Source organism: Streptomyces abikoensis, assembly GCF_014648775.1.
GTDB classification, from domain to species: domain Bacteria; phylum Actinomycetota; class Actinomycetes; order Streptomycetales; family Streptomycetaceae; genus Streptomyces; species Streptomyces abikoensis.
Map to the genome: position 1 here is coordinate 1,385,856 of NZ_BMRT01000001.1, position 25,925 is coordinate 1,411,780.

At 69.1% G+C, this 25,925-nt stretch carries 26 protein-coding genes; 18 read left to right on the forward strand and 8 right to left on the reverse strand.

Going from position 1 to position 25,925, the window contains the following annotated elements; translation table 11 throughout:
• Positions 1 to 15 precede the first annotated feature (15 nt).
• From IE096_RS05995 to IE096_RS06020, 6 genes are all read left to right on the forward strand, one after another.
• Entirely contained in the window at positions 16 to 1,521 is a 1,506-nt protein-coding gene (locus tag IE096_RS05995; protein ID WP_373298039.1) for an amino acid permease, read from the forward strand.
• Positions 1,521 to 2,930 carry a glutamine synthetase family protein gene (locus IE096_RS06000; RefSeq protein WP_189449057.1) on the forward strand — a complete coding sequence of 470 codons (1,410 nt, stop codon included), beginning with the start codon at positions 1,521 to 1,523 and terminating at the stop codon, positions 2,928 to 2,930. The genes IE096_RS05995 and IE096_RS06000 overlap by 1 nt, the downstream gene beginning before the upstream one ends.
• A 98-nt stretch (positions 2,931 to 3,028) precedes the next feature.
• Positions 3,029 to 3,943: an endonuclease/exonuclease/phosphatase family protein gene (locus IE096_RS06005; RefSeq protein ID WP_189449059.1), complete on the forward strand. Its 915-nt coding sequence runs from the start codon at positions 3,029 to 3,031 to the stop codon at positions 3,941 to 3,943.
• Positions 3,940 to 4,590, forward strand: coding sequence for a 2'-5' RNA ligase family protein (locus IE096_RS06010; protein WP_189449061.1), 651 nt, complete (start codon positions 3,940 to 3,942; stop codon positions 4,588 to 4,590). The genes IE096_RS06005 and IE096_RS06010 overlap by 4 nt, the downstream gene beginning before the upstream one ends.
• Before the next feature lie 2 nt (positions 4,591 to 4,592).
• The gene (locus IE096_RS06015; RefSeq protein WP_189449063.1) at positions 4,593 to 5,237 is read left to right on the forward strand and encodes a 2'-5' RNA ligase family protein; all 645 of its coding nucleotides are present in this window, start codon (positions 4,593 to 4,595) and stop codon (positions 5,235 to 5,237) included.
• A 186-nt stretch (positions 5,238 to 5,423) separates the two neighbouring features.
• The gene (locus IE096_RS06020; protein ID WP_189449065.1) at positions 5,424 to 6,602 is read left to right on the forward strand and encodes a hypothetical protein; all 1,179 of its coding nucleotides are present in this window, start codon (positions 5,424 to 5,426) and stop codon (positions 6,600 to 6,602) included.
• An 18-nt stretch (positions 6,603 to 6,620) separates the two neighbouring features.
• Here IE096_RS06020 and IE096_RS06025 read toward each other — a convergent pair whose 3' ends face one another.
• Positions 6,621 to 7,142 carry an NUDIX domain-containing protein gene (locus IE096_RS06025; protein WP_189449067.1) on the reverse strand — a complete coding sequence of 174 codons (522 nt, stop codon included), beginning with the start codon at positions 7,140 to 7,142 and terminating at the stop codon, positions 6,621 to 6,623.
• Positions 7,143 to 7,494: 352 nt separating this feature from the next.
• Between IE096_RS06025 and IE096_RS06030 the strand changes: the two genes are divergently transcribed.
• Positions 7,495 to 7,635, forward strand: a complete 141-nt coding sequence (locus tag IE096_RS06030; protein ID WP_189449069.1) for a hypothetical protein — start codon at positions 7,495 to 7,497, stop codon at positions 7,633 to 7,635.
• Between the two features lie 626 nt (positions 7,636 to 8,261).
• Here IE096_RS06030 and IE096_RS06035 read toward each other — a convergent pair.
• Entirely contained in the window at positions 8,262 to 8,750 is a 489-nt protein-coding gene (locus tag IE096_RS06035; protein WP_189449071.1) for a hypothetical protein, read from the reverse strand.
• A gap of 326 nt (positions 8,751 to 9,076) precedes the next feature.
• Here IE096_RS06035 and IE096_RS06040 point away from each other — a divergent pair, with 326 nt between their 5' ends.
• The gene (locus IE096_RS06040) at positions 9,077 to 10,831 is read left to right on the forward strand and encodes a hypothetical protein (protein ID WP_189449073.1); all 1,755 of its coding nucleotides are present in this window, start codon (positions 9,077 to 9,079) and stop codon (positions 10,829 to 10,831) included.
• 52 nt (positions 10,832 to 10,883) lie between these two features.
• Here IE096_RS06040 and IE096_RS06045 read toward each other — a convergent pair whose 3' ends face one another.
• From IE096_RS06045 to fabG, 5 genes are all read right to left on the reverse strand, one after another.
• On the reverse strand, positions 10,884 to 12,224 hold the full coding sequence (locus IE096_RS06045) for a hypothetical protein (RefSeq protein ID WP_189449075.1): 1,341 nt from the start codon (positions 12,222 to 12,224) through the stop codon (positions 10,884 to 10,886).
• A gap of 597 nt (positions 12,225 to 12,821) precedes the next feature.
• Complete coding sequence (locus IE096_RS06050) at positions 12,822 to 14,003, reverse strand: cytochrome P450 family protein (protein ID WP_189449077.1); 1,182 nt, start codon at positions 14,001 to 14,003, stop codon at positions 12,822 to 12,824.
• On the reverse strand, positions 14,000 to 15,226 hold the full coding sequence (locus IE096_RS06055) for an MAB_1171c family putative transporter (RefSeq protein ID WP_229819950.1): 1,227 nt from the start codon (positions 15,224 to 15,226) through the stop codon (positions 14,000 to 14,002). The genes IE096_RS06050 and IE096_RS06055 overlap by 4 nt, the downstream gene beginning before the upstream one ends.
• Positions 15,223 to 15,747, reverse strand: a complete 525-nt coding sequence (locus IE096_RS06060) for a M48 family metalloprotease (RefSeq protein WP_189449081.1) — start codon at positions 15,745 to 15,747, stop codon at positions 15,223 to 15,225. Before IE096_RS06060 ends, IE096_RS06055 begins: the two co-directional genes overlap by 4 nt.
• A 161-nt stretch (positions 15,748 to 15,908) precedes the next feature.
• The gene (gene fabG, locus IE096_RS06065; RefSeq protein WP_189449083.1) at positions 15,909 to 16,613 is read right to left on the reverse strand and encodes a 3-oxoacyl-ACP reductase FabG; all 705 of its coding nucleotides are present in this window, start codon (positions 16,611 to 16,613) and stop codon (positions 15,909 to 15,911) included.
• A gap of 271 nt (positions 16,614 to 16,884) precedes the next feature.
• Between fabG and IE096_RS06070 the strand changes: the two genes are divergently transcribed.
• The gene (locus IE096_RS06070; protein ID WP_189449085.1) at positions 16,885 to 17,715 is read left to right on the forward strand and encodes a helix-turn-helix transcriptional regulator; all 831 of its coding nucleotides are present in this window, start codon (positions 16,885 to 16,887) and stop codon (positions 17,713 to 17,715) included.
• Positions 17,716 to 17,746: 31 nt separating this feature from the next.
• Here IE096_RS06070 and IE096_RS06075 read toward each other — a convergent pair whose 3' ends face one another.
• Complete coding sequence (locus IE096_RS06075; RefSeq protein ID WP_189449088.1) at positions 17,747 to 18,202, reverse strand: helix-turn-helix domain-containing protein; 456 nt, start codon at positions 18,200 to 18,202, stop codon at positions 17,747 to 17,749.
• 510 nt (positions 18,203 to 18,712) lie between these two features.
• Here IE096_RS06075 and IE096_RS06080 point away from each other — a divergent pair.
• The 9 genes from IE096_RS06080 to IE096_RS06120 all read left to right on the forward strand — a co-directional run bounded on the left by IE096_RS06080 (position 18,713) and on the right by IE096_RS06120 (position 25,920).
• Complete coding sequence (locus IE096_RS06080) at positions 18,713 to 19,756, forward strand: hypothetical protein (RefSeq protein WP_189449090.1); 1,044 nt, start codon at positions 18,713 to 18,715, stop codon at positions 19,754 to 19,756.
• Positions 19,756 to 20,460, forward strand: coding sequence for an ATP-binding protein (locus IE096_RS06085; protein ID WP_189449092.1), 705 nt, complete (start codon positions 19,756 to 19,758; stop codon positions 20,458 to 20,460). Before IE096_RS06080 ends, IE096_RS06085 begins: the two co-directional genes overlap by 1 nt.
• A gap of 100 nt (positions 20,461 to 20,560) precedes the next feature.
• Positions 20,561 to 21,172, forward strand: coding sequence for a WhiB family transcriptional regulator (locus IE096_RS06090; RefSeq protein ID WP_189449094.1), 612 nt, complete (start codon positions 20,561 to 20,563; stop codon positions 21,170 to 21,172).
• Complete coding sequence (locus IE096_RS31275) at positions 21,169 to 22,437, forward strand: DUF2637 domain-containing protein (protein ID WP_229819951.1); 1,269 nt, start codon at positions 21,169 to 21,171, stop codon at positions 22,435 to 22,437. Before IE096_RS06090 ends, IE096_RS31275 begins: the two co-directional genes overlap by 4 nt.
• An 88-nt stretch (positions 22,438 to 22,525) precedes the next feature.
• Complete coding sequence (locus tag IE096_RS06100; protein WP_049714193.1) at positions 22,526 to 22,717, forward strand: hypothetical protein; 192 nt, start codon at positions 22,526 to 22,528, stop codon at positions 22,715 to 22,717.
• Positions 22,718 to 22,816: 99 nt separating this feature from the next.
• Complete coding sequence (locus IE096_RS06105) at positions 22,817 to 23,050, forward strand: hypothetical protein (RefSeq protein WP_189449096.1); 234 nt, start codon at positions 22,817 to 22,819, stop codon at positions 23,048 to 23,050.
• 263 nt (positions 23,051 to 23,313) lie between these two features.
• Positions 23,314 to 23,688: a plasmid mobilization protein gene (locus IE096_RS31280; protein ID WP_229819952.1), complete on the forward strand. Its 375-nt coding sequence runs from the start codon at positions 23,314 to 23,316 to the stop codon at positions 23,686 to 23,688.
• Between the two features lie 11 nt (positions 23,689 to 23,699).
• Entirely contained in the window at positions 23,700 to 25,430 is a 1,731-nt protein-coding gene (locus IE096_RS06115; RefSeq protein WP_189449100.1) for a relaxase/mobilization nuclease domain-containing protein, read from the forward strand.
• Between the two features lie 85 nt (positions 25,431 to 25,515).
• Positions 25,516 to 25,920: a hypothetical protein gene (locus tag IE096_RS06120; protein WP_189449102.1), complete on the forward strand. Its 405-nt coding sequence runs from the start codon at positions 25,516 to 25,518 to the stop codon at positions 25,918 to 25,920.
• Positions 25,921 to 25,925: the final 5 nt, after the last annotated feature.

A 25,925-nucleotide genomic window follows, 5' to 3' on the forward strand; every position in this document is an offset into this window, starting at 1 on the left:
AGCCGCCGGATTCGCCTGGTCGACCGGCAGTCGCAGGACCTGCGTGACGACGAATTGCTGCGCACTCTCGGATACAAGCCGGTGCTCACCCGGCGTATGGGTCCATTCGGCAATTTCGCCATCAGCTTCTCGGTCATCTCGGTCCTGTCTGGCTGCATGACGCTGTACGGCTTCGGGCTGAACACCGGCGGTCCCGCGGTGATGATGTGGGGCTGGATCGCCGTCGGCGTGATGGTGATGTTCGTCGGCGCCGGCCTTGCCGAAGTCACCAGCGCCTACCCGACCTCCGGCGCCCTCTACTACATGGCGGACCAGCTCGGTTCGAAGAAGTGGGGCTGGTACACGGGCTGGCTGAACCTGCTCGGCCTGCTCGGAGCCATCGCCGGCATCGACTACGGCGCCGCCCTGTTCACCGGCGCCTTCGCCAACCTGCAATGGGGCTTCGAGCCGACACCCGGCAAGACCATGCTCATCTACCTGTGCATCCTGCTCCTGCACGGGCTGCTTAACCTCTTCGGCGTCCGGCTGGTAAGCGTCCTCAACTCCATCAGCGTCTGGTGGCACCTGACCGGCGTAGCAGTGATCGTCGGCGTTCTGTGGGCGGTGCCTTCCCATCACCAGTCGGCGTCCTTCGTGTTCGGGAAGTTCGTCAACGACACCGGCTGGAATCCGCACTGGTACGTCGTTCTCATCGGCCTGCTGCTGGCCCAGTACACCTTCTCCGGCTACGACGCCTCCGCCCACCTATCGGAGGAGACCACCGGCGCCCAGGTCAACGCCGCTCGCGGCATCGTCCGGGCCATCGCCTGGTCCTGGCTCGCCGGCGGCGTCCTCCTCGCGGGCCTCACCTTCGCCATCCAGGACTACGCGGGCACCCAGACATCCGAGACGGGCGTACCGCCCGCGCAGATCTTCCTCGACGCCCTCGGCACCGGCGGCGCAAAAGCCCTGTTGCTGATCGTGATCGTGGCGCAGCTGTTCTGCGGCAACGCCGAAGTCGCTGCCTGCTCGCGCATGGTCTTCGCTTTCTCCCGGGACGGCGCTCTGCCCGGCTCGCAGTGGTGGAGGACGGTGTCCGACCGTACCCGCACGCCGGTCAAGGCCGTGTGGCTGTCGGTCATCGTCGCCGCCGTCCTCGCCGCACCCTCCCTCTACAGCACCACCGCGTACGGAGCGGTCACGGCCATCAACGTCATCGGCATCACCCCCGCGTACGCCATCCCCATCTACCTCCGGCGCCGGAACCGGCGCACGTTCCGGCCCGGCCCCTGGAACCTTGGGCCCTGGAGCACGCTCGTCGGCTGGATCGCCGTCGTCTGGGTGGCCTTCGTGACCGTGCTCTTCCTGCTCCCGCAGAGCTACCCGGTTACGGCCGAGACGTTCAACTACGCCCCCGTCGCCCTGGCCGCCGTCCTGCTCCTGGCCATCATCTGGTGGCACGTAGCCGGCCGCCGCTCCTACGAGACCCCCACCTACGGCAACGCCCGCGAGACCGCCGAACTCGAGGAAGAGATCGTCTGATGGAGACCACCACGCCGAACCGCTTAACCGCTGCCCGCGAGCGGACCGCGGCAAGCCGCCTCGCGGGGCGCCTCACCATCGACGGACTCCGAAAGCACGTCCGGTCCGGGCAGGTGGACACCGTGCTGCTCGCTCTCCCCGATCTTCAGGGCCGTCTGAAGGGCAAACGCTACGGCGCACGGCACTTCGTCGAGCGCATCGCCACCGGGGATGCGGACATGTGCGCGTACATCCTGGCCACCGACGTCGACATGACCCCGGCGGACGGCTTCGCGCTGACCTCCTGGGACAGCGGCTACCAGGACCTGCGCGCCGTGCCCGACCTGTCCACCATCCGAGCGCTTCCGTGGATGCCCCGTACGGTGCTGGTGCACGCCGATGCCCAGGACCATCAAGGACAGCCGCTCGAGGCGGCGCCACGGCAGATGCTGCGCCACCAGCTTGCACGGCTGGCCGACCGCGGGCTTACCGTCAAGGCCGGTCTGGAGACCGAGTTCATCCTCTACCAAGGCAGCTATGCCCAAACCGCCGAAACCGGCTATCGGGACCTCCAGCCCGTGGCGACCGACAACCTCGACTACGCCCTCGACCACAACCCGGCCCTCGACCGCTTCCTACGCCGACTCCAAGCCGCGTTAGAGGGTGCCGGGCTGCCAGTCGAAGCTATCAAGACCGAGTCCGCCCCTGGCCAGGTGGAAGTCACCTTCCCGTACGGGGACGCTCTGGCCGCCTGCGACGGACACACGGTCCTCAAGCACGCCGTACGCTCCATCGCCCAACGGTCAAGAATGGCCCCGACCTTCATGGCCGCTCCCGCGACCGGCCTGGCCAACGGTCTCCACCTCCACCTGTCTTTGTGGCGCAGTAGCCGCTCAGCGCTCGCGGTCAACGACACTCTCTCCCCGCTCGCGCTCCAGGCCATTGCGGGGCTGGTCGACTCCCTGGCTGACCTCGCTCCGCTCTACGCGCCCACCATCAACTCCTACAAACGGTTCACCAACGAGTCATTCGCACCGACCCGCTTGGCGTGGGGATTCGACAACCGCACCTGCGCAGTACGGATCGTCGGCCAGGGCGACGGCCTGCACCTCGAGATCCGCCTCCCGGGAGCGGACGCCAACCCCTACCTCGCCCTCGCCGCCGCCATCGCCACCATCACGGACGCCATCGACCACGACATGCAGCCCCCGCAGCCGTTCACCGACAACGCCTATCAGGCGGACAGCGCACGGAGCGTCCCCCTCTCGCTCCAAGAAGCTCTCAACGACTTCCGCGAAAGCCCGGTAGCGCAGAAAGCATTCGGCGCCAGTGTGGTTGAGCACTACGTACGCCTTGCTCAGATCGAACTCGATGCGCACCGCAGCATCGTCACCGATGCCGAACTTCGGAGGTGGTTCGACAAGGCCTGAATTCGATCTCCCGGTGGTTCGGGCTGCCGGGACCGAGATTCCGGCAGCCCCACCTAAGATCCCGCAGTTCTGACCTACCGAAGGTGGATCTGCCTTTCATGAACGTACGATTCGGTACCTACAACCTTTACAAGCTCGCCATACCGAGGGCTCAGGGAGAGCGGAACCGCTACGAACAGGTGGTGCGCATCATCCGCACCATGGGCGTCCATGTTCTCGCCGTCCAGGAGATCATCGGGGCCGAGCCCGACGACGGCGCCAAGGTCCTATGGCAGCTGGCCGACGACACCGGTCTGACCTGCACCACGGCGCCCGACCCGACCACCGGTACCCCCGCCGGCCCCGCGCTGGCCTCCAGCCAGCACCACTTCCACACCGGCCTGCTCTGGCACCCCGACCTCACCGCCGTACCCGGCGGGTGGCGGGCCTACAACGGGTCACCCGACTTCTGGCACAGCCTGGCAACGCTCGTCCTCGACACCGGCAGCCCCCAGGTGAAGTTCGCGTCCTTCCACGCCGATCCCTTCCGCCCCGACTGGCGCTACAACGAAGCCCGCCGCGTCACCAGCGCGTTCCGCGCCGGTGTCCCGGGCGCCATCGGGGCCGACTGGAACGCGATCAGTGCCGACCACCGCACCGACGGCACCCTCTTCGACGACGATCCGTACACCGCCCAGGACCACATCGACCTCGAGTACCAAGTCGAATGGCGGGACGATCCCACCGCGTCGCCGAAGGCCGACCGTCGGGCTAGCGAAGTCCTGCGCCGGGGCGGCCTCCTCGATACAGCCGCCGTCCTCGACGTGCCCTGGGAGCCGACCACCGGGCACTGGACGGACGGCCAGGGCGACCCGGACCGGTGGGGGCCCCGGCGCATCGACACCATCCGCATCACCGAGCGTCTCATCCCGGCCCTGCGGGCGCATCGCACCGTCCGCACGCCCGACACGCTCGCCGCATCTGACCACCTGCCCGTCGTCGTGGACCTGGACCTCGCGGAGGTGGCCGGGTGAAGGACTTCTGGGAGACCCACCACTGGCCCGAAGGGGAACGGCGCGCCCACTGGCACGTGCTCTTCGACGACCAGCCGGCCGTGCAGGCCTTCGTCCGTGACCATGCCGAGCTGCTCGGCCGCCATCGCGAGCTCGCCCCGGTCCCCGTCGAGTGGCTGCATGCCACGATCCAATCCATCGGCCCCCTCTCCCCCGGCCAGGCTGACGCCGTCGCCGCAGCTGCCCAGTCGGCCGCGCGGGACATCGCGCCGTTCGAGCTCGAGATCGGCCCCGCCCAGGCCATCCACAACGGGATCATCGCCGCGCTCTACCCGGAGGAGCCGATCTCCGCCCTCTACCGGACGCTGCGGCAGGCCACGGAAAGCGTCCTGGGCGCCGGTGTGCTGCCGATTCCACGGGACGCGAAGTTTTGGCCTCACATGAGCCTGGCGTACAGCAGCGCCCACTGGGACGCCGACAACCTCGCGAAGGCGCTGGTCAAGCTCCGCCCGCCCCGGGCCCGGATGACCGTGACCCGGGCGGTCCTGGTGGACCAGCAGCAGCTCTGGCGCGACCGGTACGCCTGGACCCCGATCGCCGAAGCCCGACTTGGCCAAGGCCCTCGGCCGGACGCTGTACCGGCCGCCGCCCGAAGGGAAGGACACTAACCATGAGGAAGTTCGTCCCGCAGTTCCAGGGGGCCGCGTGGGCCGACGGCCTGCGCGTCCTGCACGCCTACCTGCTCCCGGACCTGACGGTTGACCGGCATCTCGCGCAGCTGGTATCGGCCTGCCGCGAGGCGATGCGGCCGTTCCCGATCACGCTGCTCGGCAATTCACGGCTCCACGTCACCGTCGAGATGGTCGCCGACACCAGCTCCGGCAACATCAGCCCGGACGAACGCGCCGTGCTGGTCGACGTCCTGGAGCGACATCTCGCCGGGGCGGCGCCGTTCCGGGCGACGGCCGGCTCCCCAGTGGCCAACAAGGCCGGCGCTCTGCTGGATCTCTCCCCCGACGGCCCCATGGAGGACCTGCGGGGCCGGGTCCGAGATGCCTTCCGCGAGGCCCGCGGCCCCGAGGTGATCCAGCACGATGGAGGCCGACATCACCTCTCTCTCGGGTATAGCTGGGCTACCGCCGACAGCGATCCCCTCCAAAGTGCCCTGCGGCGCATCGCGCCCAGCCACGCCGTCTTCCACGTCGACCGTGTGCACCTGCTGGACGTCCAGTTCCGTGAACGCGCCCGCGAGGATGGGAACACGGCCTGGGAGATCTCATGGACGCCGGTCGCCGCGATCCCGCTGACGGCATGACCCGCCCTCGTTCGCCGCAGGGGCGGGGTGGCGGTGGATGTGTACCGCCGTATCCGCGAGACTGCGGGCGACCCTGCGTGATCTGATGCGTTCCAGGCGTCGGAGCCAGTACCGCTCGACTCGAAACTACGCCCCCGATCCGGGAGTTCCGCCTCCGGGTCGCGTAACTGCCAGGAGGAGATGGGCATGAGGAAGTCGACGGCTGGTGACGGGCCGTGGCAGGCGGCTCTTCACCGGGCCACGGACACGGCAGCCTCACGCCTGGGCAGCGTGGATGAGGACTGCTGGGACGACGTCGCGATCCGCGACATCATCGCCGTGACCCTCTATGCCCTCCATGTGCGCGACGGTCGCGACGTCGACGACGTGCCGTGGGCGTCGGTGCTGTGGTGGCTGTGGGACGACGGGCGCGTCATCACGCTGGTCGAGGAGACCATTCCCGGCGCCGGCGCTGCCATGGGCTCTGTCGGTGGTCCGGGCGCCTCGGCGGATCCGGTGGTCGCGCGGTGGCGCTGGTTGAACAGGACCTGGGATCCCAACGCACCCGTGCATCGCCGTAGTCGCGCCTCTCGGCCGGACGGCATGCCCCAGCAATCGTGGGGCCTCGGCCAGGAGCTTCTGCCCGCGGTGGAGTCGAGGTGGGAGGGCATGAGCCGGGGCATCGCCAATGCTCTTCCGGACCCGGCCATCGAGATCTGCACCCACTGGGCCGCTGGTGCCGTCGCCGCCGCCCTCAGCGCCGCGAACGGCGGATACGAAATCCACCAGCGCGTCCGCGCAACGGCCGGCGCCTTCGAGGGCCAGGACGGCTATGTGTCCGATGTCGGCTGGGAGTTCGACGACACGACGCAGCAGGTGATCGGGCCCGCGGGCTACGTGGTCGACTTCGATGACGTCCAGGGCACCGTAGGCGTCGATGCGGGGCACCTGGCGTCGGCGACCGATCACCGGTGGCCGCGGCGGAGTCCGGGATCGCTAAAGGACGGACCTCCGACCGGACTGGACGACCGGCTGGCCCAGATCCCGCACCCCACGTACACCAAGGACCTGGACTGCGTCCTGGGGCAGGTGAGCAATCCGCAAACGGTGCCGGAGGAGCTGCGGCAGGTAATCCGGGCAGCGCATCAACACCACCATCTCGACGTCCGGCGGCAGGCCAGCCCCCGGCCGCACCGGGTGACGGTGCAGACGGTCCTGCACTGGTACCAGCTGGTCGAGCACTATCCCGGTGGCGCGGAGGACCGTGCCGAGGTGTGGGAGGTGAGGGCCACCCGGCACGTGCACGACGAGGAACCCGTTTGCTCGCTGGCTCTGGACCGCAAGGAGGCGGAGGCGCTTGCCGAGCGCCTGTTGCGAGCGTCTTGACGGCACACGGCCAACAGGTCAGGCGCCAGGGGCTGCGGCGAGGTGGGCGAGCAGGAGGGCGGTGGCGCTGGGGGCGTCGGTGATCCGGCCAGCGCGTACCGCTTCGACGGCCTCGTGCAGCGGCCACCGGAGGACGGTCATCCCGATCTCCGTGTCGTCCCTGGCCTGCCGCCCGGGACGCAGCCTGGTGGCAAGGAAGAGGTGTGTGCGTGCCCTGGTAGTGGAGGGCAGCGGGTCGACGATGCCCAGGGGGCGCAGGTTGTCCGCAATGAGCCCGGTCTCTTCTTCCAGTTCCCGCAGGGCCGCGGTACGGGGATCCTGGCCGTCCGTTCCACCGCCGGGCAGGTGGATCATGCGCCGCTGTGGGAGATAGAAGTCGTCCTCCACGAGCACCACGTCACCGTTGCCGTCGAGCGCGACGATCCGGACGCCGTCGGCGACCGCAATGTGGTCGTACGCCCCCGGGCTGCCGTCGGGCCGGACCACGTCGTCGCGGTGCAGCGTGACGAACGTTCCCCGGTGCAGGACCTGCGTCCCCATGCATGTCCATCCCATACTGCCGCCCCCCTCGTTCATCACCGCCAGCACACTGACGGGAACGTGTTAACGGTCGCTAAGGAGATGCCGTAGCGGGGCCCGCCCCGGAGTCGGCAGGTGTGGGTACCGACGGAGGAATCGTATTACTCAGAGCTGCACGATGGCCCTGTGCAGCGGCTCTAGTCTGGGTGCTGTCGTTGCGTCGCAATACGAAAAGGGTGGCAAGGGCTAGAACGCTTGGTCCGGACAGCATCGCGGCTAGCCATGGCTGGTTGTTGATCCCCACGATTACGGCGCCGGTGAGCATGCCGATAGTGACCGTAAAGCCGGCGATGAGGCCCGTGAGGTACAAAGCGTGAGCCCGACGGGCCTGATCCGCTTCCGCTGCCAGTCGCACTTGCTCCAGGGCCAGCTCGTGTGCTTGCCGCTCCTGACCCATCCGGTACTCGTGATCGCGCGCCAGCTGTGGTTCGAGGGCTTTGAGCGCAACCTCTAGCTGGTCAGCGGGCAGTTTGGACCATTCAAGTGCAATCTCTAAGCCGCTGAGATGAGGGTGTGTTCCGGGTTGTTGGGTCATCGCTCTGTACCCCCGCCGCTGCCAATCTGTGGCTGGAACTCGCATAGCCCGTCAGGAGGTGGCCCGAGGGCGCGGAAGAGATCCTCAAGCCCGGCCGACAACGCCCCGGAAGCAGTCACTGCGTCTTCATTGCTCGCCAACTCAACGAGACTTCCGTGTAAGTCGGCAGTGAGTGTTGGGGAGGTCGAGCTGATCAGCAGTGTTTTGCCAGAGCCGCGAGCATCCAGGATCCGCTGCACCAGCTGCGTGATCGCCTCGGATTTCCCCATGCCAGGGGGACCGCTGACAACCAGGCGCTTGCCCCCTGGCGTCATCGCTCTCTGCAGGGCATCCTGCTGCGGCTGCGTTAGCGGGAGATTGGGTTCGAGGAAGGATGCGGACTGATGGCTGCGCCATCGATGCCTCAAAGCGACGCCCAGCAAGGTTGAACCTGACCCGACAACAGCGCCGAGTAGTGCAATGAGATACGAATTCATGATCCCCTCGCTCGGGTCGAGGTCACCACCCTCACCGTATCGACACCAAGGACTCGGTGTACCTGAGACTTAGAAGGACAGGGACCACATCGGTGCCAGCGCGCGGTCGAGGCCCTGGATGAAGCCGGGCCCCCATCGCGTGAACGTGTCCGCCCAGACCTCGTCCGGCGCGCCGTCCGGCGGCCGGTGGTCCACGCGCAGTCGCTGCCACTGGATGGCGACCGGGTCATCGGAGTCGTCGGGGTCGTGGCCCGCCGCTCGCAGCCGCCGCTCCCATTCCTCTCCCCCCTTGCTGAACCGGCTGCCGGGGTCTCCGCGCAGTTCCTCGACCTGGGCCCGGGTCACCTGCGCGGGGCTGATTCCCTCGGTCTTCGCGATCACGTAGAGAGCGATCGTCAGGGCCGCTGCGCCTTCGGCGAGGAGTACGCCGTCGACGTTCGTTCCTCGCCCCTCCCACAGGGGTCCCACCAGCTCGATGGTTCGTTCCCAGGAAGCCTGCCAGGCAGCAGGGCCTCCTTCGTCCTGCCACTCCCGCAGCTGGTCAAGAATCAACGGCATGACGGTGTGTCCCCCTCAGCGTTGAGCGTGCTGCCCGGCCGTGGCCGCCAGCGCGTTCGGTGAAGTCCCATGAGACCACGGAGCCGAGACGGTGATCCGGGCATTGCGCCCACCGGATCCAGCCACACGTACCGTCAGCAGCCCATCAAGGAACAAGGCGCGCAAAGTCGCCTGTCCGACGATGCCCTCGGCGTCATCAGTGGCCCCGCCTTGCTGTCGGCGTCGGCCTGCTGAAACGCTGGCCCCGCACGGCATCCGTCATCACACCGCGGCAGCCCCGGGAAGAGGGGCTCTGCGATCCGCACCCTGGGGGGCACGGCGCTCGCATGCTGATCCGACAAGCCGAGTTCGACGACGCTCGAAAGCTGACCGGCACGCTGGTCAACGATCCGAACCTGTGGTCCGCCACCGCCCTGCTCGTCGAGGACGGCCTGGCTCACGACGCCGACCGCCTCTCGCCGTTGCTGGCCGCGTGGTCACAGATCGCCGTAGCAGCTACGGGCGCCTCCGACCCACTGTTCGCAGGGGTCACCGACCCGGAAGCCCGCTGGGTGCACCTCGGGCGAGACCTGTGCGACGCCGCCTGCCAAGGCAAGCCGGCCGACATCACGAGCGCCGCAGGACGGTGCACTGTCGAGCTGGCACCGGACGAGCGCGCGCTGCTCGTCGAACACCTGGGCCAGCACGTCTCCGATACGCTCCGCCTGGCCGGCGGGCTGGAGGAGCTGCTGGAACAGGACAAGGCGCACGAGGAGTTCGCCGCCGCACCGAACGCGGGGTGGGTGAGCGCCGCGGCCTGGGCGATCTGCGCCCTGACCGAAATGCACCACGCCGAAGCCGACCGGGCCATCACCCGTCTCGTCGCCGACGAAGGACACGGCGTCGGCCTGTGGCGGACGTGGGCGCAGGTGGCCGCTTCGATCATGTCACCGGAGTACCTCAAGCACCTGACCCCGTTCCCGCAGGACTCGGCTACCTATCCCGTCGGGCTGCCCCAGCGCGCGGTCGAGGCTGTCCACGGCACGACCAGGATGGTCAAGCGCGCTCAGGCGGAGTTCTCCGCCCAGTCCCAGGGCGATCAGGTCATGCTGGCCTTCGAACTGGCCATGATGATTGCCGCCGTCCGCGCGCAGCCCGCCCGGAAGGCGGCGCGCCAGGCCGAGCGCGTGGTCGGCCATGCTCCATTGAACGCGGAGCAGGAGGCGATGCGCAGCGTCGTCGGGTCCCTCATGGATGAGCTGCCGGATGGAATCGTCGAGCGGACGGGCCGGATGCACGCTCTGTCGCGTCGCGCGGTCCTGGCGTTCATCGACGAGGACGCCCAGACCCTGGCCGCGGTCGTGGACCGGATCGCGTCGTGGGACGACGATCCCGGCCGGCTGCCGTATCCGCAGCCGCGCTTCCAGTTCGCCGCCCGGCAGGCCCTCGCGCTGGCCAACGACCTCTTCTACCAGGCGGAGACGCACGGCGCCCACATCTCCAACCGGGCCGCCGCCGGCGGCGCCGGTGATCTGATCGCGCGGCATGCGCCGGCGGAACACCGGGCGGCTGCGCAGCGTCTGCTGACCGCCATGAACGACGACGGCCGCGACGCCGAGTTCAGCCCGACGGCCGGGGACGAGGCTCCCGGGCTGCTGGCGTTCGCCGCGACCGCTGCCTGGCTGTGCGTCCACCCCAAGGTCCACCGCTCCCGGGAATCCGCCCGCCTGGCCCTGATCCAGGAGATCCGCGAGAGCGAGGCCAAGGCCCTCAAGACGCCCGACCGCGAAATGATCACCGAGATCAGCGACCAGGACGCCCTCGCCTTCCTCGGCCAGCTCTACGACGGGGACTACCCCCTGCCCCGCGATGCCGGCGAACGGGCCGTGTGGGAGGCGGACATCATCGCCATCGCGAAGCAGCACCTGCTGGAGACCCCCGCCGATGCCACGACGCCCGAGCAGAAGACCGCCCTGCACGAGCGCGTGAACGCCATCCTGCGCGCGGCGGAGGGCACCCCCCGGCGCACGCCGCCACCCCCGGCCCGCACCGGTGTGGTCCGTACCCAGCCGAAGAGGACGTCCAAGCGCAAGCGCAAGTAGGCGCCAGCACGGGCTCCTCCGGCCACGGGCCGCCCGGCCAGCCGGGCGGCGCTCAGTTCTCGAACAATAGCCCGAGTGCGTCGTGGGACCGTTGCTGGGCATCGGCGACAAGGTCCTCGGCGCGGTCGGCCAGGGTCACCTGCAGCTGGCCACTGCTCAGGCGGGCGAGGATGTCCCTGGCGCTGAGGCCGACCGGGACGCGCAGCTGGCCGGCGTGCGCGAGCAGCACCTCGTGCGCCGTCCACGCCGCCCATTCCCGCACCTCCCGCCCGGTGCGTTCGAACGACTTCCACAGGCTGCGGACCTCTTCCAGGGGCCCGCGCTCCGGCTGCTGCCCGACGTCGGAGATCACTCGGTTGAGGAGTTCGTCGACCTGGTAGAGGCCGCTGAACCGGCCGGGCAGGAGGTCCGTGGCCGGCATCAGCGGGGTGCGGGGGACAGCAGTCCCATCGGCCGGGTCGTCCAGGCCCTCGGCGCGCGTCGTGACGAAGAGAGCCAGGGTGACCAGGCCGTTCACCAACGGCAGCCGCCCGGCTTCCCCTGTATCGACCCCGCTCCATGCGGCGGGCGTGCGGACGCGGTGCCAGTTCACCAGGGCGCCGGCCCACGTCGAGCACGCCCCCCATACCGTGGTGAACGTCCGGTCCGCGCCGAACGGCGCCTGCTCGTCCTCCAGCTCCAGGACGCGCACCCGGTCGCCGGACACCAGCAGGGGCTCGAACTGAACGCTTCGGTCACCCGTGGCGCCCAGTCGCACCAAGTAGGAGGGCGGCGGGCCGGAGTTGACGTCGCGGGCTTCGTCATCGAGCTCCCACGCCGGAAGGATCACCGTGGCGGACCCGCCGCCCTCTCCACCGCCGACGATTCGAACACGGGTCTGGGGAGCGATGCCGCCACGTTGGAGGGTCAACGCCGCATTGGCCGCCATGAGCGCCCAGTCGGTCCCGATGTCCACTGCGGGATCCTGATGCTCACGGCGGTAGACACGCTGCAGGCCGTCCCAGCGCGGTGCACTACCCGGCGCAGGACGCTCATGAGCGTGCGCCGCCTCGGGCCAGGTCCGTGTCAGCCACAGCCATCGCGCCACCACAGGATCATCCGCGGCCCCGACCGTGTCCGGGGCGGTGTCCGTGCCCGCAGCGAGGCGGTCGCCGACCAGCGGGACGACAAGAGCCCGCAGGTGCCCGGGGCCTTGCTGCAGGTGCCACAGCAGCGTTCCGAGGCCGACCGCATCGACCCCGCCCTGGATGCTCTTCCCCAAGGCGGCGAAGGTCATGGACAGGATGCCGGTGACCGCCGTCCACTCCCACGTGCCACGAGGATCATCCGGCTTCCCCAGGTAACTGGCGGCCACCTCCGATCCGCGCTCACAGGCCCGCTCCCACTCCTCCATCACGTGTCCTCCCCTCCTGCCAGCCGGATCCTGGAGCCGGTCGGCTATCGGAAGATCGTAGGGCTCGCTGTCACAGGCCGGAGTCGGGTGGGTCGGAGCCGCGACCACCAGGGCCGGTACGCAGCAGCGGAGCGGACCAGCCTCGTCACGGCCGTCAGGGCCTCTTTGCCTGCTGGCGTGGACGCAGCGGACGGGAACTCCTGCAATCCCGCCGCGTCGCACAGCAACATCACAAGACGGCTGTCCATCCGGTTGACATGTCGGACTTCCGAGGCAACGAACGCCGCCGTGATCGCATTGCCCGAGATGACAGCGACGGACTCACACGAAACAGCGAGCGGAGCGAGTGCGGTGTCCGTCCCCGGGTCCGTGCTCAGGGGCAAGCGAAACGGTTCGCTCTGATCAAGCACACGGAGCAGACGAAGATCAAAGGTGTTCGGCTTCCAACCCCCAGCCTCGACCTCGGCCCTCAGATGCTCAGCTCTAAAGCACAGCTCCCGCAGCGATCCAGCTCCCAGCCCATTCAGCATGTGCCGATCTTGGCATGCAGAGCCCGACGGGCAGCACCCTTCGGACGCATCCGGTCCACGGGGCCTTCTACCGCGTGAATACCGGCAGGGACTCCAGGCCCCGCATGAGCCGCGTGCGGCGCCACCGGAGTTCTTCGGCCGCTACAGCGAGGCCCAGCCCAGGGAATCGGGTCACGAGTGCGCGAAGGGCGATCTCCGCTTCGGCGAGGGCAAGCGGCGCTCCCAGGCACCGGTGGATGCCGTGCCCGAAGGCCAGGTGTCCCCGGGCATCGCGGCCGGCGTCAGGGTGGTCGGGGGCCGGGTACTGCGCAGGGTCTCGGTTGGCTGCTCCGGGAGAGATGAGTACGGGTACCCCGGCCGGGATCTCGGTCTCACCGAGGGTGAGCGCCTGGGTGCTGTAGCGGAAGGTCGCGATCCCGACCGGTGAGTCGTAGCGCAGCAGTTCGTCCAGCACCCTGCCGATCCGGCCGGGGTCGGTGCGTACGTGGTCGAGAAGACCGGGGTGTTGGAGCAGCGCCAGGGTGGCGTTGCCGAGGAAGTTCGTGGTGGTTTCGTGACCGGCAACAAGCAGGAGGACGGCGAGGGAGACGAGTTCATCCTCGCTGAGCTGGTCGCCTTCGTCCCGGACGGTGATGAGGTCGCGCAAGAGGCTGTTGTCCGGTTCGGCGCGCTTGGCCGCAATGAGGTCGGCCATGTAGTCGGCCACGGCGTGGGAGGCAGCGTCGATCCGTTCGGGCTGCCCGGCGGCGAAGAGGTCGTTTGACCAGGAGCGGACCTGTGCGCGGTCGGACTCGGGTACGCCGAGCAGCTGGCAGATCACCGTGACCGGCAGCGGGATGGCCAGGGCGGCCACGAGGTCGGCTTCGCCGTCCATCGGGAGGTCGTCGAGGAGGCGGTCGACGATGTGCTCGATGTATGGGCGCAGGCGGGCAACGGCGCCGGTGGTGAATGCCTTGGTCACCAGGCGGCGGAGCCGTATGTGCTGGGGCGGATCGGTGGCGAGCATGTTGTGCGCGATCACCGGGTGCAGGTTGCGGTGGGAGGGGCGGCCGGCGAAGAACCGGGCGGTGTTCTTGGACAGCCGCGGGTCCGTAAAGGCCGCCTTCGCCTCGGCATAACCGGTCACGAGGTAGCTGGACCTGCCGCCGGATCCGGTGGACACCTGCTGGACAGGGGCTGCTGCCCGGAGTTCGTCGTAGAAGGGGTAGGGGTTCTGGAGGAACTCCGGGCAGGACAGCGGGTCGCTCATGGTGTGGGGACGGCTTCCTTTTCCTGGGCGGTCTCGGTGGTGGTCGCGCGCACGACGTCGCTGTTGGCGTATGCCTGGGCGACGAGCAGTAGCCACTCGGTCTCGGCTCTCAGGTTGCCCTCTCGTTCGTCGGTGCCGGGTGCAGGCCGGGCGATGTCGCCGTTCGGTTTCAGGCCGCGGTGCTTGGCCCTGACAGCGTCTTTGAGGACAGCCGCTTCCACCGTGGCGTACCCGCGGAGCGTGTCGGCTTCACCGAGCTGGGCCAGGGCGTGTGTGGTGGCTTGCTGGACGCGTCCGGAGCGGTAGGCCCTCAGGGTCAGGATGCCGTCGTTGATCTCGATGACGCGGCGGTGGAGGAAGAAGTCAGCGTCGGCCTCGGCTACTTCGCCGGAGTTGATGGTGGCGAGGACGATGTCGGGGCTGACCTCGGCCAGCTCGCTCCACAGGGGCGCGAGGGCTTTGAAGGAGCGGGTCTCCCAGCGTTTGCGGGCCAGTTGGCTGATGGGCCAGGCCAGTGCGGGCAGGGTCAGGCCGAAGACGACCAGCAGCACGCTGACGGCGGGCGCGGCAACGCTGAAGGTGCAGCGCACGGGGGTGAAGATGCTGGAGCACTGATAGCCATGCGTGATCAGGCCCAGGTCGAATCCGAGGGAGACCAGGGTGAAGATCTTGTAGCAGCAGTAGACCAGGGCGGAGGCGCAGCCGGCGGAGGCTAGGCGCAGTCCGATGCGTTGGCTTGTCCGGCGGGATCGGCAGGACTGTTTCCAGGTCTGGACGAGGAATTCGCCGACGGTGATGCCCAGGTAGGTGATGTAGACGAAGAGGTAGAGCGCGTAGAGCTGGGGCGAGAACCGGTCTTCGTCGCCGGCGATGAACAGCCCACTCATCACGGAGACTGCGGAGACCAGGTAGGTCAGACGCAGGCGAATGCGTCGGCGAGCTGTGTCGGGGTCGCTGATCTGGAACATGAAGGCCAGGACCGCGGTGGCGGCGGTCAGGCTGGCGCAGTTGCTGACGAGCCGGGAGCCGTGGGGGATGACGGACTCGACGACGTAGCGGCCGGCGGGAGCGTACGCGGCGAAGGCCACCCAGAGCGAGGCGAAGATGGCGGCCATGGCGTTCGCGCCCACGGGGCGTCGGTTCGTGCGGCGGCCCCGGACGAACCAGAAGATGACCGCCAGCATGAGGATGTCCGCGGTGTGGAAAATGAGGGGTGGAGTCACAGTATTTTGCGCTTTTTCTTGGGGAAGTTGGCGAAGAGGGCTTCCCAGCGTTCGCTTCGGTCGTGGGGCTGGCTGGGCGGCAATTCCATTCCGCGGTAGATGCGCTGGCGGATGACGGTGGCCATGACTTCCGCCTCGCGCTCGTCGTCGGTGCGGTAGCTGGTACGGCCGGACATCCGCTGGACGAGCGTGGGGTTGAGCCCGAGCGCCTCGTCCATACCTCCGCCCAGCGACAGGGTGCCCGGGTGATCACACAGGACGTGGCCGATTTCGTGGGCGAGGATGTGCATCTGGTGGAGCGCGGAGGTGCCTCGCTCGAAGTACAAAAGGTCAGCGGTGGCCGTTTCCACGCGGATGCCGCATGGCAGGTCGCCGGTGACCGCAGTGTCCATGGGGCGCAGGATGATCGGTTTGCCGCGGAGTTCGGCGACGGCGTCGCATAGCTGTTGGGTGCCGAAGCGGTGGGGAAGGTTCAGGGCTTCGAGCCGCTCCGAGCAGGCCGTGCGCAGCCGATCGTCCATGTTCTCCTCCAGTTCCCTCCGGGTCCGTCGGCGCCGCTCCGGGCTTCCCGTGCGGGTGCGACGCCTGCGGTGTTGTGCGCGTTGAGGACGGCTTCGCCAGCTCTCATCGGCGCTGTGATGCGGCCGTACGGGGACCATGCCGCTCGTGCGCTGGTCGCGGGTTAGTGCCCCATGGCGACGCCGCCGTCGACCGGGATCACCGCTCCGGTGATGTAGGCGGCCTCGGGGCTGGCAATGAACTTGACGGCGTGGGCGATCTCTTCGGGTGCCGCGGCACGGCGCAGGGGGATCTGCTCGAGGATGTGCTGCTTGCGCTCCTCCGGCAGGGCGGCGGTCATGTCGGTGTCCGTCAGGCCGGGGGCGACGATGTTCACGGTGATGCCGCGCGAGCCGAGCTCCTTGGCCAGGGAGCGGCCGAATCCGACGAGGCCGGCCTTGGAGGCCGCGTAGTTCGACTGGCCCGCCTCGCCGGCGAGGGCGACGGCAGAAGCGATCAGGACGATGCGGCCCTTACGGGCGCGGAGCATGCCTCGGGCCGCTTGTTTGGCGACGCGGAAGGCTCCCACGAGGTTGGCGTCCAGGACGGCGAGGAAGTCGGCCTCGTCCATGCGCAGGAGCAGGTTGTCCTTGGTGATGCCGGCGTTGGCGACCAGGACCTCGACGGGCCCCTGCTCCTGTTCGATCGCCGAGAAAGCCTGGGCGACCTGGTCTGCGTCGGTGACGTCGCAGCGCACGCCGAACAGTCCCTCCGGCGGCTCGCCGCTGCGGTAGGTGACCGCGACCCGGTCCCCCGCGGTCGAGAGTGCGCGGGCGATGGCCAGTCCGATCCCCCGGTTTCCACCCGTGACAAGAACAGAGCGCGACATTGCGAATTAAACTTTCTCGAATTGAACTTCCGTGTCGGCCGATCAGTCAATGACCAGCTCCTGCATTCTGCACCTTCACAATCGCCACTCGGAGTGGCGACAGTCGATGTGACGCTGCCTGCGTTAGACCAATCGAGGACTCCTCGCACGCAAGACCCGTTACCCCCTGCCCTCGCCGTGACCTCGTCAGTTGGCTCGCGCATCGACCGTTCTGGAGGCACGATCAGAAATGGCCGCTGCCCATGCGTACAGAGGGAGGACCGCGCCCACCATGGAAAACGGTGACAGACATCTCAAAGATGTCAGGTCGTCAGAGAACGAGCTCGGGCAGCTGCTCGTCTCCTGGCGCGAGAGGCTCGACCCGCGGAGGATCCCCGGCATCGACACGCAGCGGCGCCGCCTGAGATCCGGCCTCACTCAGCAGGAGGTGGCCACCCTGACAGGGGTGAGCGTCACCTGGTATCGCAAGCTGGAGAAGGGCGAGCCGGCCGATTTCTCGGACGCCTTCCTGCAGCGGCTGACCATGACGCTGCGTTTGGACGAGACCGAGCGCGGAGTGCTGTTTCAGCTGGCCGTAGGCCGGACGCCCGAGCCGACCCGCCTGGCCGTGGACACAGCAGTCGACGAGAGCATGCAAGCCCTCCTGGATACCCAGCTTCCGAATCCGGCCTACGTCACCAACCTCTGGTGGGACATCGTCGCGCACAATGATCAGCAGGCGGACTGGTTCCCCTGGATTCCGTACGAGCGGAACAGCATGCGATGGGCCTTTCTCTACCCGGAGGCCCGCGAGCAGCTGGTCAACTGGCGGGATGACTGGGCGGATCCCTTTCTGGCGCAAATCCGGGTGGCCATCGCGCATAACCCGAAGAGCAAGGAGCTGGCGAAGCTCCGGGACGACATCCTCGCTGGAAACGCAGAGGCGGCCGAACTCTGGAAGGAAAACCGGACTCAGGTACATCCTGATGGGGATATCCGACGTCTGCGGCTTCCATACCATCAGAGGGAAGAGGTGCCGGTGAAAATTATGGCCCTGGCCCCGTTGCGCAATACGCAGCTGCGATTCATCGTGCTCATGCGCGATTGGGCACCGCGCCGCTGATAGCCAACGCAGCCGCCTCGCCCCCGGCAGGTTACTGGCTGAGATCCAGACCGTGCGTCGACTCGCTGTCGGGCAAGCCTTCGAGGCTCCGGGCTTGCTCGATGAGCGCCGTGACCATGCTCAGGCTGTTCCCGGACAGACCCTTCGCGCGCAGGGCGACGCGCCGTACGTCCTGGTCGCGCATCGCGGCGACCAGCGCGATCTCGGCTTCCGTCCGCTCTTTCGCCTCCTGGTCGAAGAAGTACCCGGGCTCGACACCGAAGAAGTCGGCGAGGGCCTTGATCGTTGACATCATGGGGTTCTTCTTCTGCCCGGTGCGCAGCTGTGCGATGGCGCTGGCGGAGATGCCCTTGCCGCCGTTCGCGGCGGCCTTGGTGATCGCCTCCGCGATCTCCGCGTTGGTGTACGGACCGCGCCCGGGTGGGTGGATCTCCTGGACCAGGTGTTCCAAGAGCTCAGCGAACGTCTTCTCCGGCCCACCTGCCATCTCCGCCCTCCCTTCACCCGGGTTACCGGTCAACTTATCGATCACCACTCCAGTGTAGCGCCAGCCCGAGGTCGAACACTTCAGTTGGCCACGGGGTGTAACTGCGGTGTAAGTTTTTCACGGCTCGCGACACCTGAGTGTTCCGTCGCTGGTCAGAGGGGTAGCAACCGCTGGACTGTGGCGGAGAGCTGACCGTATGGTGCTGGTCCCTGCGGCCAAGGAGGTCCGGGGAGAAAGGGGGGGTCGCGCGGCGCGACGACAGACGCAGATACGAGCTGGCGCCCGAGAGCGGTAACTCTCAGGCGCCAACCAACGACGCTCCTCGCCTCTGCAAAGGCGAGGAGGTCACAACCAGAGCCGATCCGGACCCTTTGGACGAGGCATCCCGGACGGCCCCACTCGAAGGAGCGATTCTTACATGCCTGCTCACCAGCAGGAAACCTCGGCAGACCAAGCCGCCGACCTTGGCCTGCATGCCGAGCGCCTCGCGGCTGAGGGGAGTCGCTGACCGTGGCGAGGATAAGAACGATCAAGCCGGAGGCGTTCGTCTCCGAGTCCCTCGCCGCCTGTACGGTCACCGCCGAGCGGACCTTCTTCGGGCTGCTCACCCAGGCCGACGACCACGGGCGCCATCGCGACCATCCCGCCATCATCGCGGGAAAGCTGTGGCCGCTGCGCCCCGAGCACACCCCGCTGGACGTCGAAGACGATCTCCAGCAGCTCGCCAGTGCCGGGCTGATCTGCCGGTACACCGGATGCGACGGGCGCGGGTACCTGCACATCGTGGCCTGGGCGAAGCACCAGAAGATCGACCGGCCCAGCGCTTCGCGCCTGCCGCTTTGCTCCGCTCACGACCAGGACAAGCGATGCGGCGCCTGCAAGGCCGAGTGCGGCCAGACGCCGCGACCGGATCACGCGCCGGCACCCTCGGTCCGCGTTGTCGAGGACTCGGTGAGCACTCCTCGAGCACTCGTCGAGGACTCGACGAACGTTCGACGAGTCTTCGCGAACGCCGATCAGCCCTCCGCTCCACCGACCACCTCCTCCCCCACGCTCGCGGACGCCCGGGTACCTTCCGCCGGGCACCCGGAGAGCGCCACCTCCACGGCTAGCGGAGAACCAGCAGGTCAGAGCGCATTCGACGAAGATTCGTCGAACCCTCGTCGAGTCCTCGACGAGCCCTCGCCGTCTGGATCTAGGATCTTGGATCCTGGATCCATACCTTCGGGGCGCACCGCGCCCGCGCCCTCGACCGTCTCGGCCAAGGTCTTGATCGGCGAGTACGTCGCCGCTTGTGCGCACCGGCCGCCGGAGCGGGTGCTCGGGCATCTGGGGCGGGAGCTGAACCAGCTGCTTGCCGAGGGCATCGCCACCGAGCACCTGCGCGCCGCGTTGGAGCGGCTGCGGGTGAAGGGGCTGAGCCCGAGTGTGCTGCCGAGCCTGGTCAACGAGGTCATGAACGCCACCGCCCGGCAGACGCCCGCTCGGGCAGGTGGCGGGTACACGCCCTGGATGAACCCGGCGGACGACTCGGCGTACGAGGAGGTGCTCTGATGCCCCCTCGCCACCGCGATCCGGCGCCCGTGTCGGCCGCCCCGCTCGCCGCCCGCTTCGAGCGGATCTTCGCCGAGCGCGGCATGCCCCCGGGCGGGATGCCGGTCAGCGACACCCCCGAGCCGATCCCCGCCCTCGAGCGGGCGCAGAGGCAGATCCCGCGCCTGTACCGGGACGCGGTCACCGACCACCCCCGGGTAGCCGCCTGGGTGCACACCATCGCCCGCACCGCCGAAGCTCCGAACCTCTCCGCGCGGCGCCAGGTGACCCACGGCCCGTCGCTGCTGCTGGTAGGACGAACCGGCCGGGGCAAGACCCACGCCGCATACGGGGCGATCCGCAGCCTGCTCGGCGCCGGCATCGACGTGCGCTGGCACGCCACCACCGCCGCCGACCTCTACGCCGAAATGCGCCCGCGCCAAGGCGTCGATCCGGAATGGATGCTGCGCCGCATCATCCGCATCCCGGTGCTGATCCTGGACGACCTCGGCGCCGCGAAATCCTCGGAATGGACCGAGGAACTGACCTACCGGCTGATCAACCAGCGCAGCATCCACCAGCTGCCCACCCTGGTCACCAGCAACCTGCCCATCAGCGACCTCCGGGCACAGATCGGCGACCGTGTCGCCTCCCGCCTGACCGGCATGTGCGAACAGGTGGTCTTCACCGGCCCCGACCGCCGCCGCCAAGGCCACGCCGCCTAACTGGCATCCTCCCGCCTCTCGCTGCCTGCACCCCCTTCACCCGAACCCCCGCGCTGAGCGCTGTCCGCACGCGCCCCGGGGGCGAACGGAGCACCTTCCCATGCACGCCCGCACCACCACCGCCACGTCCGCGTCCGCCTTCCGGCGGCTCGGTGACCAGTCCTGGCACGACAAGGCCGCCTGCCGCGGCCTCGAACCCGACGTCGCCGACCGGCTGTTCTTCCCCACCTCCCGCGCCCGCAAGGACATCGCCCAGGCCAGGGCACTGTGCGCCCAGTGCCCCGTCCGCCGGATCTGCCTGGACGCCGCCCTGGAGAGCGAGAGCTTCTACGGCATCCGGGGAGGCCTGACGGAGGACGAACGCCGGCCCCTGCACCACAAGCTCGACTACCGCCAGGACGGGGACCGCGTCGCCGCCGCACTGCGCGGCCTGGACATCCACCTCAGCAACGCCGAGCGCGCCGCCGTCGCCCGCCTCGCCTACCTCCACGGCTTCACCGCCGAACAACTCGCCTGGACCCTGAAGGTCAGTCAGGACTGGGCCACCGACCTGCTACGCAACGCACACAACGAGATCGAGGACCGCGACCGCTACTGGCAGCAGGCAGACGACGATGACGAGCCTGCTGCAGATGCCGCCTCCGGCACCACCACGGTGCCCGGACACCTGAGCCAGGTCATCGACCGCGACAGCCTCAGCGAGGCCGCGTGACCACCACCGGCAACACCACCACGGCGGTCGGCGACTGGGACCGCGCCGCCATCCTGCTCCTCGGCGCCGCAGGATGCGCCCTGTCCTACGACGCACTCCAGCAGATGGCCGTCGCCATCCACATCCGCGGCCTGCTCACCTACCTCTACCCGCTGGTCATCGACGGCTTCATCGGCTACGGCGTCCGAGCCCTGATCCTCACCCGCACCGCACCCTGGCGCGCACGGCTCTACGTCTGGGCCCTCTTCGGCACCGCAACCGCCGCGAGCATCTGGGCCAACGCCCTGCACGCCATCCGGCTCAACCAGCTGCACCACGCCGGAAGCACCGAGCTCCGGCTCGGCGACATCACCGTCGGCGTCCTGTCCACCCTGGCCCCGCTCGCCCTCGCCGGCGCGGTCCACCTCTACATCCTGATCACCCGCCACCAACCCACCCGCACCGAGGCGGCGCGCGGACCGGTCCGCGCGGACCAACCAGCGCCTGCGGACCAGCGGACCGCTCGTACGGACCGGTCCGCGGACCAGAGCCGAGCAACGGCCGGTCCGGAGACGACTGTGCGGACCGGTCCGCACCAGGACCACAGCGCCGGACAGGCAAGCGGTCCAGTCCGCTCGCTCCGAAGCACCGCTGCGGACCGGTCCGCTGAGACGGTCCGCCCTCTCAGCGGACCGCGGATGGGGGCCTTCGACGGTCCGCTCACCGAGGCGTCGGCATCGCACGAAGCCCTTGCCGCCGACCGCGATCCGGCGCTGCCGCACCCGCAGGAACCAGGGGCATCCGGTCCGCTGCCCCGGGCCGCGTCTGCGGACCGGTCCGCGACGGCATCGGTCCGGGCGCCCGGTCCCCGGACTGCGGACACCGCCTCTTCCGGACCGTCGGCGCAGACCGCGGACCGGTCCGCTGCGGACCAGCGGACCGCACCTTCCGAGACAGACGAAGAGGTCCGGACCAGTCCGCAGGAAGGTGCGGACCAGCGGACCGGTCCGCAGAACCAGTCCACGCCGCTCGACGCCGCCGCGGACCAGCGGACCACCGACGCTGCGGACCGGCGGAGCGCGGACCGGTCCGCGACCGGGGGCGACGGCGAAGAGCAGGACATCGAAGAACTCCTGCCGATCGCCCGCGCCGCGGTCACACTCCATGGCCGTATCAACCGGACCGTCGTCCGCAGCGGCCTGCGCGAGCACCAGATCCAGGTCAGCAACCAGCGCCTCGGCCTGATTCTCCAGCGCCTGCGCGACGAAGCCGCGCTCGCCGCCTGACCTCCCCCTCGCCCGCCTTCCCCGGTGTGCGGCGGCCCCACAGCCACCGGCGGCCGCACACCCTGCATGCCCGTGAAAGGCCATCGCTGTGCACCACTGCTACCGATTCCGCTCCATCCGGACCGCCTTCGAGCGCGACATCACCGGCTACGAAAGCCGCGCCGACCGCGCCCCGGCCAGCCCCCTGGGCAGGACCTGCCGCACCAGCGCCCAGACCACCCGCCACGCCATGGCCCGGGCCCTGAACCGGCACCTCCGCCGCTGCCGCGAATGCGGCTGACCAGCACATTCCGCCGCTAACGCCACCAGGCGGCCCGACCACACCCCGGCCGGGCCGCCGCCCCGCCCCGCCCCGCACTACAAGGGAGTTCGCCCCCACATGCCTTACTACCCGACGCCCGCACCGACCGCCGGCCTGGAGGCCGCAGCCTGGGTCGACGTGCTTCTGCGCTACGGACTCGTACACGCCGCCGCCGAGGGACCGGACGGGCAGTGGCTCGCTCAGATTCACCCGGAGAGCACTGTGTGGCTGCTGCGCGACGCCGGCGAAGTCCTGACTCTGGCCGCCGCACTCCAGCACCAGCTGCGCACCGTCGGCGGTGAGAACCGATGACAAACCGCCGACCGTCCCCGAACCCCTCGAACCCGCAGGTGACATCCAACTCGACCTCGGGCCGAGCAAGTTGGAGTTTTGGATACTCCCCCGGCGGGGGAGTATCCAAAACCGCCTCCGCCCCGGGGGTGGCGGAGGCCGACCGGCGCCAGGGGGCACCGGCCGGAGAGGCTGCGACCGAGGGCGGACCGCAGTCTGCGCAGGGTGAGAAGCACACCTGCCACACCCAGCACTGCGAGCATGCTGCACCGCAGCAGCCTCGTGTGCGCCATCGCACCCGCCAGCCGCGCCAGCGCAACCGCTTCCGCAACGTCCGTCTGAGCGACAGCGAGCTCGCCCTCATCTCCGCCGGCGCGAAAGCCGCCGGCATGACCGATGCCGGCTTCCTCGCCCACGCCGGCCTCGCCGCCGCCCGCGACCTGACCACCACCGCAGCCCGCATCGCCGGCGACCGGGAGCTGGTGGCTGAGCTCTTCGCCGCACGACGACACCTCGGCCACATCGGTAACAACCTCAACCAGATCGCCAAGATCCTCAACTCCGACGGCCACGCACCCCAGACCGGCATCGTCCTCGACGCGGTACGCCGGGCGACCGAGCGTCTGCAGGCCGCCACCGTCCGACTCCTCAACCAGTAAGCGCCCCGAACGTGATCCCCCGAGTCCACCAGCAGGGCAACCGGACCATCGGCCTGCTCTCCTACCTCTACGGCCCCGGCACCCACGAGGAGCACATCGACCCTCACCTGGTCGCCTCCTTCGACGGCGCCGCCCCCGACCCCGGCCGCGACGCGGCCGCCATGCTCAAGGACCTCCAGCTCCTTCTCGACCAGCCGGTGCAGGCGCTCGAGAAGGAGCTACGGCCGGACAAGCATGTGTGGCACTGCTCTGTCCGCGCGGCTCCCGGCGACCGGGTCCTGTCCGACCAGGAGTGGGGGGAGATCGCGCGGCGCGTCGTCGCTGCCACCGGCATCGACGACGGGGACGGTGCCGGATGCCGATGGGCCGCGGTCCGGCACGCTGACGATCACATCCACATCATCGCCACCCTGGTGCGCGAGGACGGTCACATGCCCAACCACCACCGCTCGGGCAAGCGCGCTCAGGCCGAGTGCCGTCTCATCGAAGCCGAGTACGGGCTGACCGCGGTCAACGCCGGCGACGGCACCGCCGCGAAGCGGCCCACCAGCGCCGAACGGCGCAAGGCCGAACGTCAGCGTCGTGCGCAGACCCCGCGTGAGGAGCTTCGAGAGAGCGTACGGCGCGCGGTGGCCGGCGCCAACACCGAGCAGGAGTTCTTCGACCGCCTCGCCGCTGCCGGCCTGCTCGTACGCACCCGCACCGCCCCCTCGGGCGACCTGCTCGGCTATACCGTCGCCCTCCCAGGCGACCGCAACGGCCAAGGCGAACCGGTCTTCTACTCGGGGTCGAAGCTGGCCCCCGACCTCTCCCTCCCCCGCATCCGCGAACGCCTCGCCCCCGAAACCAAGGAACCGCTCGCCGCACCGGACTTGGGCGAAGGCGACACCGTCCGCTCCCGGCCGACCAGCCCGGCCTCGGCCCGCCGGGCAGCAACGAGCACCGTCTGGAATGCCGCTCTCGTCCTCGACGACCAGGGCGACGACGGCGCGGCAGCAGCCCAGCTCTCGGCCACCGGCGAGCTTCTCGACGCCCTCGCCAAGACCTCCACCGTCACCACGCGCGACGAACTGCGGCTGGCAGCAAGTGCCTTCGAGCGGGCCAGCCGCTCCCACATCCGCGCCCAGCATGCCGAATCGCGTGCCCTGCGCAAGGCCGTCCGGGAAATCGTCTACGCCGGCCCCTCCCTCGGACGCAGCGAAGACGGAGCAGCCACCGCCATGCTGCTCTCCACCCTGCTCTTCGTCGTGGTAGCCGCAGCCCGCTGGCACGCCCAACACCAGCACGCCCAACAGGCCGCAGCCGCCCGCCAGGCCGCCGAGCACCTGCGCGCCGCCTACCGCACCACCGCCCACGCCCCGCTGACCGAACTACGCCACCAAGGCCGACGCCTCCCCCGGACCACCCGCGCCCGGTACGAGACGACCGTGCACACCGTGCTGCCCGGCCTCGCGGAGACGGTACTCGCCGAGAGCGGATGGGATGCCCTGGCCGCCACCCTCAACGACGCCGCACGAACCGGAGCCGACCCCGCCTCCCTCCTCCGCGAAGCCGCCGACCAGCGCGAGCTGCACTCGGCCGACTCCATCAGCGACGTCCTCGTCTGGCGCATACGCCGCCTCGCCGACCTACCCGCCCACACCCCGAAGACCACGACCGCCTCGATGCCGACAGCCACTGCCCGTACCGCACGTCCAGCAGCTCCCGACAACCACCGTCGTACAGGACGGAGTAGTCGCTGATGCACACCGAATCGCAAGTAGCTCTGCAGGGCGCCCGCGGCCGATCGTGGAACGGCAGACGGCAGCGCAACAGGAGGGACATCGGATGTTCTGGCGCAAGAGGAAGACCGCCCACCAGGCGCAGGAGCCCACCGCTCTCCCCGCAGCAGCGCAGTCCGCCCCGGAGTCCTTCGAGGTGCCGACGGACTGGCGAGTGGACCGGACGACGGTGTCGTTCATGGCTTTCCCTCATCCCGGGCCACTGGTCATCGCGGATGCGACCGTCACCTGCCGCCAGTGCGGGGCGGAAAGGGAATGGATGGTGATCAAGACCAGTGAGGGCGTATTCGTCCGGTGCCGCTGCACCTTCACCTGGCCCGAACCGCGCATTTCACCCCAATGGTTCGACGACCTGATGGGCCCCGTCACGGACGTGGCACCGGACTTCAATCACGCCCTGCGTTCTATGGGCTACGACGGCGTGTTTTCCGGCACCTACCTGGTCGAATGATGCTG

Excerpts from the sequence above, each read along its gene's own strand:
- IE096_RS06000 (WP_189449057.1), top strand. The coding sequence starts at position 1,521 with ATGGAGACCACCACGCCGAACCGCTTAACCGCTGCCCGCGAGCGGACC.
- IE096_RS06005 (WP_189449059.1), top strand. The coding sequence starts at position 3,029 with ATGAACGTACGATTCGGTACCTACAACCTTTACAAGCTCGCCATACCG.
- IE096_RS06015 (WP_189449063.1), top strand. The coding sequence starts at position 4,593 with ATGAGGAAGTTCGTCCCGCAGTTCCAGGGGGCCGCGTGGGCCGACGGC.
- IE096_RS06020 (WP_189449065.1), top strand. The coding sequence starts at position 5,424 with ATGAGGAAGTCGACGGCTGGTGACGGGCCGTGGCAGGCGGCTCTTCAC.
- IE096_RS06025 (WP_189449067.1), bottom strand. The coding sequence starts at position 7,142 with ATGGGGACGCAGGTCCTGCACCGGGGAACGTTCGTCACGCTGCACCGC.
- IE096_RS06035 (WP_189449071.1), bottom strand. The coding sequence starts at position 8,750 with ATGCCGTTGATTCTTGACCAGCTGCGGGAGTGGCAGGACGAAGGAGGC.
- IE096_RS06040 (WP_189449073.1), top strand. The coding sequence starts at position 9,077 with ATGCTGATCCGACAAGCCGAGTTCGACGACGCTCGAAAGCTGACCGGC.
- IE096_RS06045 (WP_189449075.1), bottom strand. The coding sequence starts at position 12,224 with ATGGAGGAGTGGGAGCGGGCCTGTGAGCGCGGATCGGAGGTGGCCGCC.
- IE096_RS06050 (WP_189449077.1), bottom strand. The coding sequence starts at position 14,003 with ATGAGCGACCCGCTGTCCTGCCCGGAGTTCCTCCAGAACCCCTACCCC.
- IE096_RS06060 (WP_189449081.1), bottom strand. The coding sequence starts at position 15,747 with ATGGACGATCGGCTGCGCACGGCCTGCTCGGAGCGGCTCGAAGCCCTG.
- fabG (WP_189449083.1), bottom strand. The coding sequence starts at position 16,613 with ATGTCGCGCTCTGTTCTTGTCACGGGTGGAAACCGGGGGATCGGACTG.
- IE096_RS06070 (WP_189449085.1), top strand. The coding sequence starts at position 16,885 with ATGGAAAACGGTGACAGACATCTCAAAGATGTCAGGTCGTCAGAGAAC.
- IE096_RS06075 (WP_189449088.1), bottom strand. The coding sequence starts at position 18,202 with ATGGCAGGTGGGCCGGAGAAGACGTTCGCTGAGCTCTTGGAACACCTG.
- IE096_RS06085 (WP_189449092.1), top strand. The coding sequence starts at position 19,756 with ATGCCCCCTCGCCACCGCGATCCGGCGCCCGTGTCGGCCGCCCCGCTC.
- IE096_RS06090 (WP_189449094.1), top strand. The coding sequence starts at position 20,561 with ATGCACGCCCGCACCACCACCGCCACGTCCGCGTCCGCCTTCCGGCGG.
- IE096_RS06105 (WP_189449096.1), top strand. The coding sequence starts at position 22,817 with ATGCCTTACTACCCGACGCCCGCACCGACCGCCGGCCTGGAGGCCGCA.
- IE096_RS06120 (WP_189449102.1), top strand. The coding sequence starts at position 25,516 with ATGTTCTGGCGCAAGAGGAAGACCGCCCACCAGGCGCAGGAGCCCACC.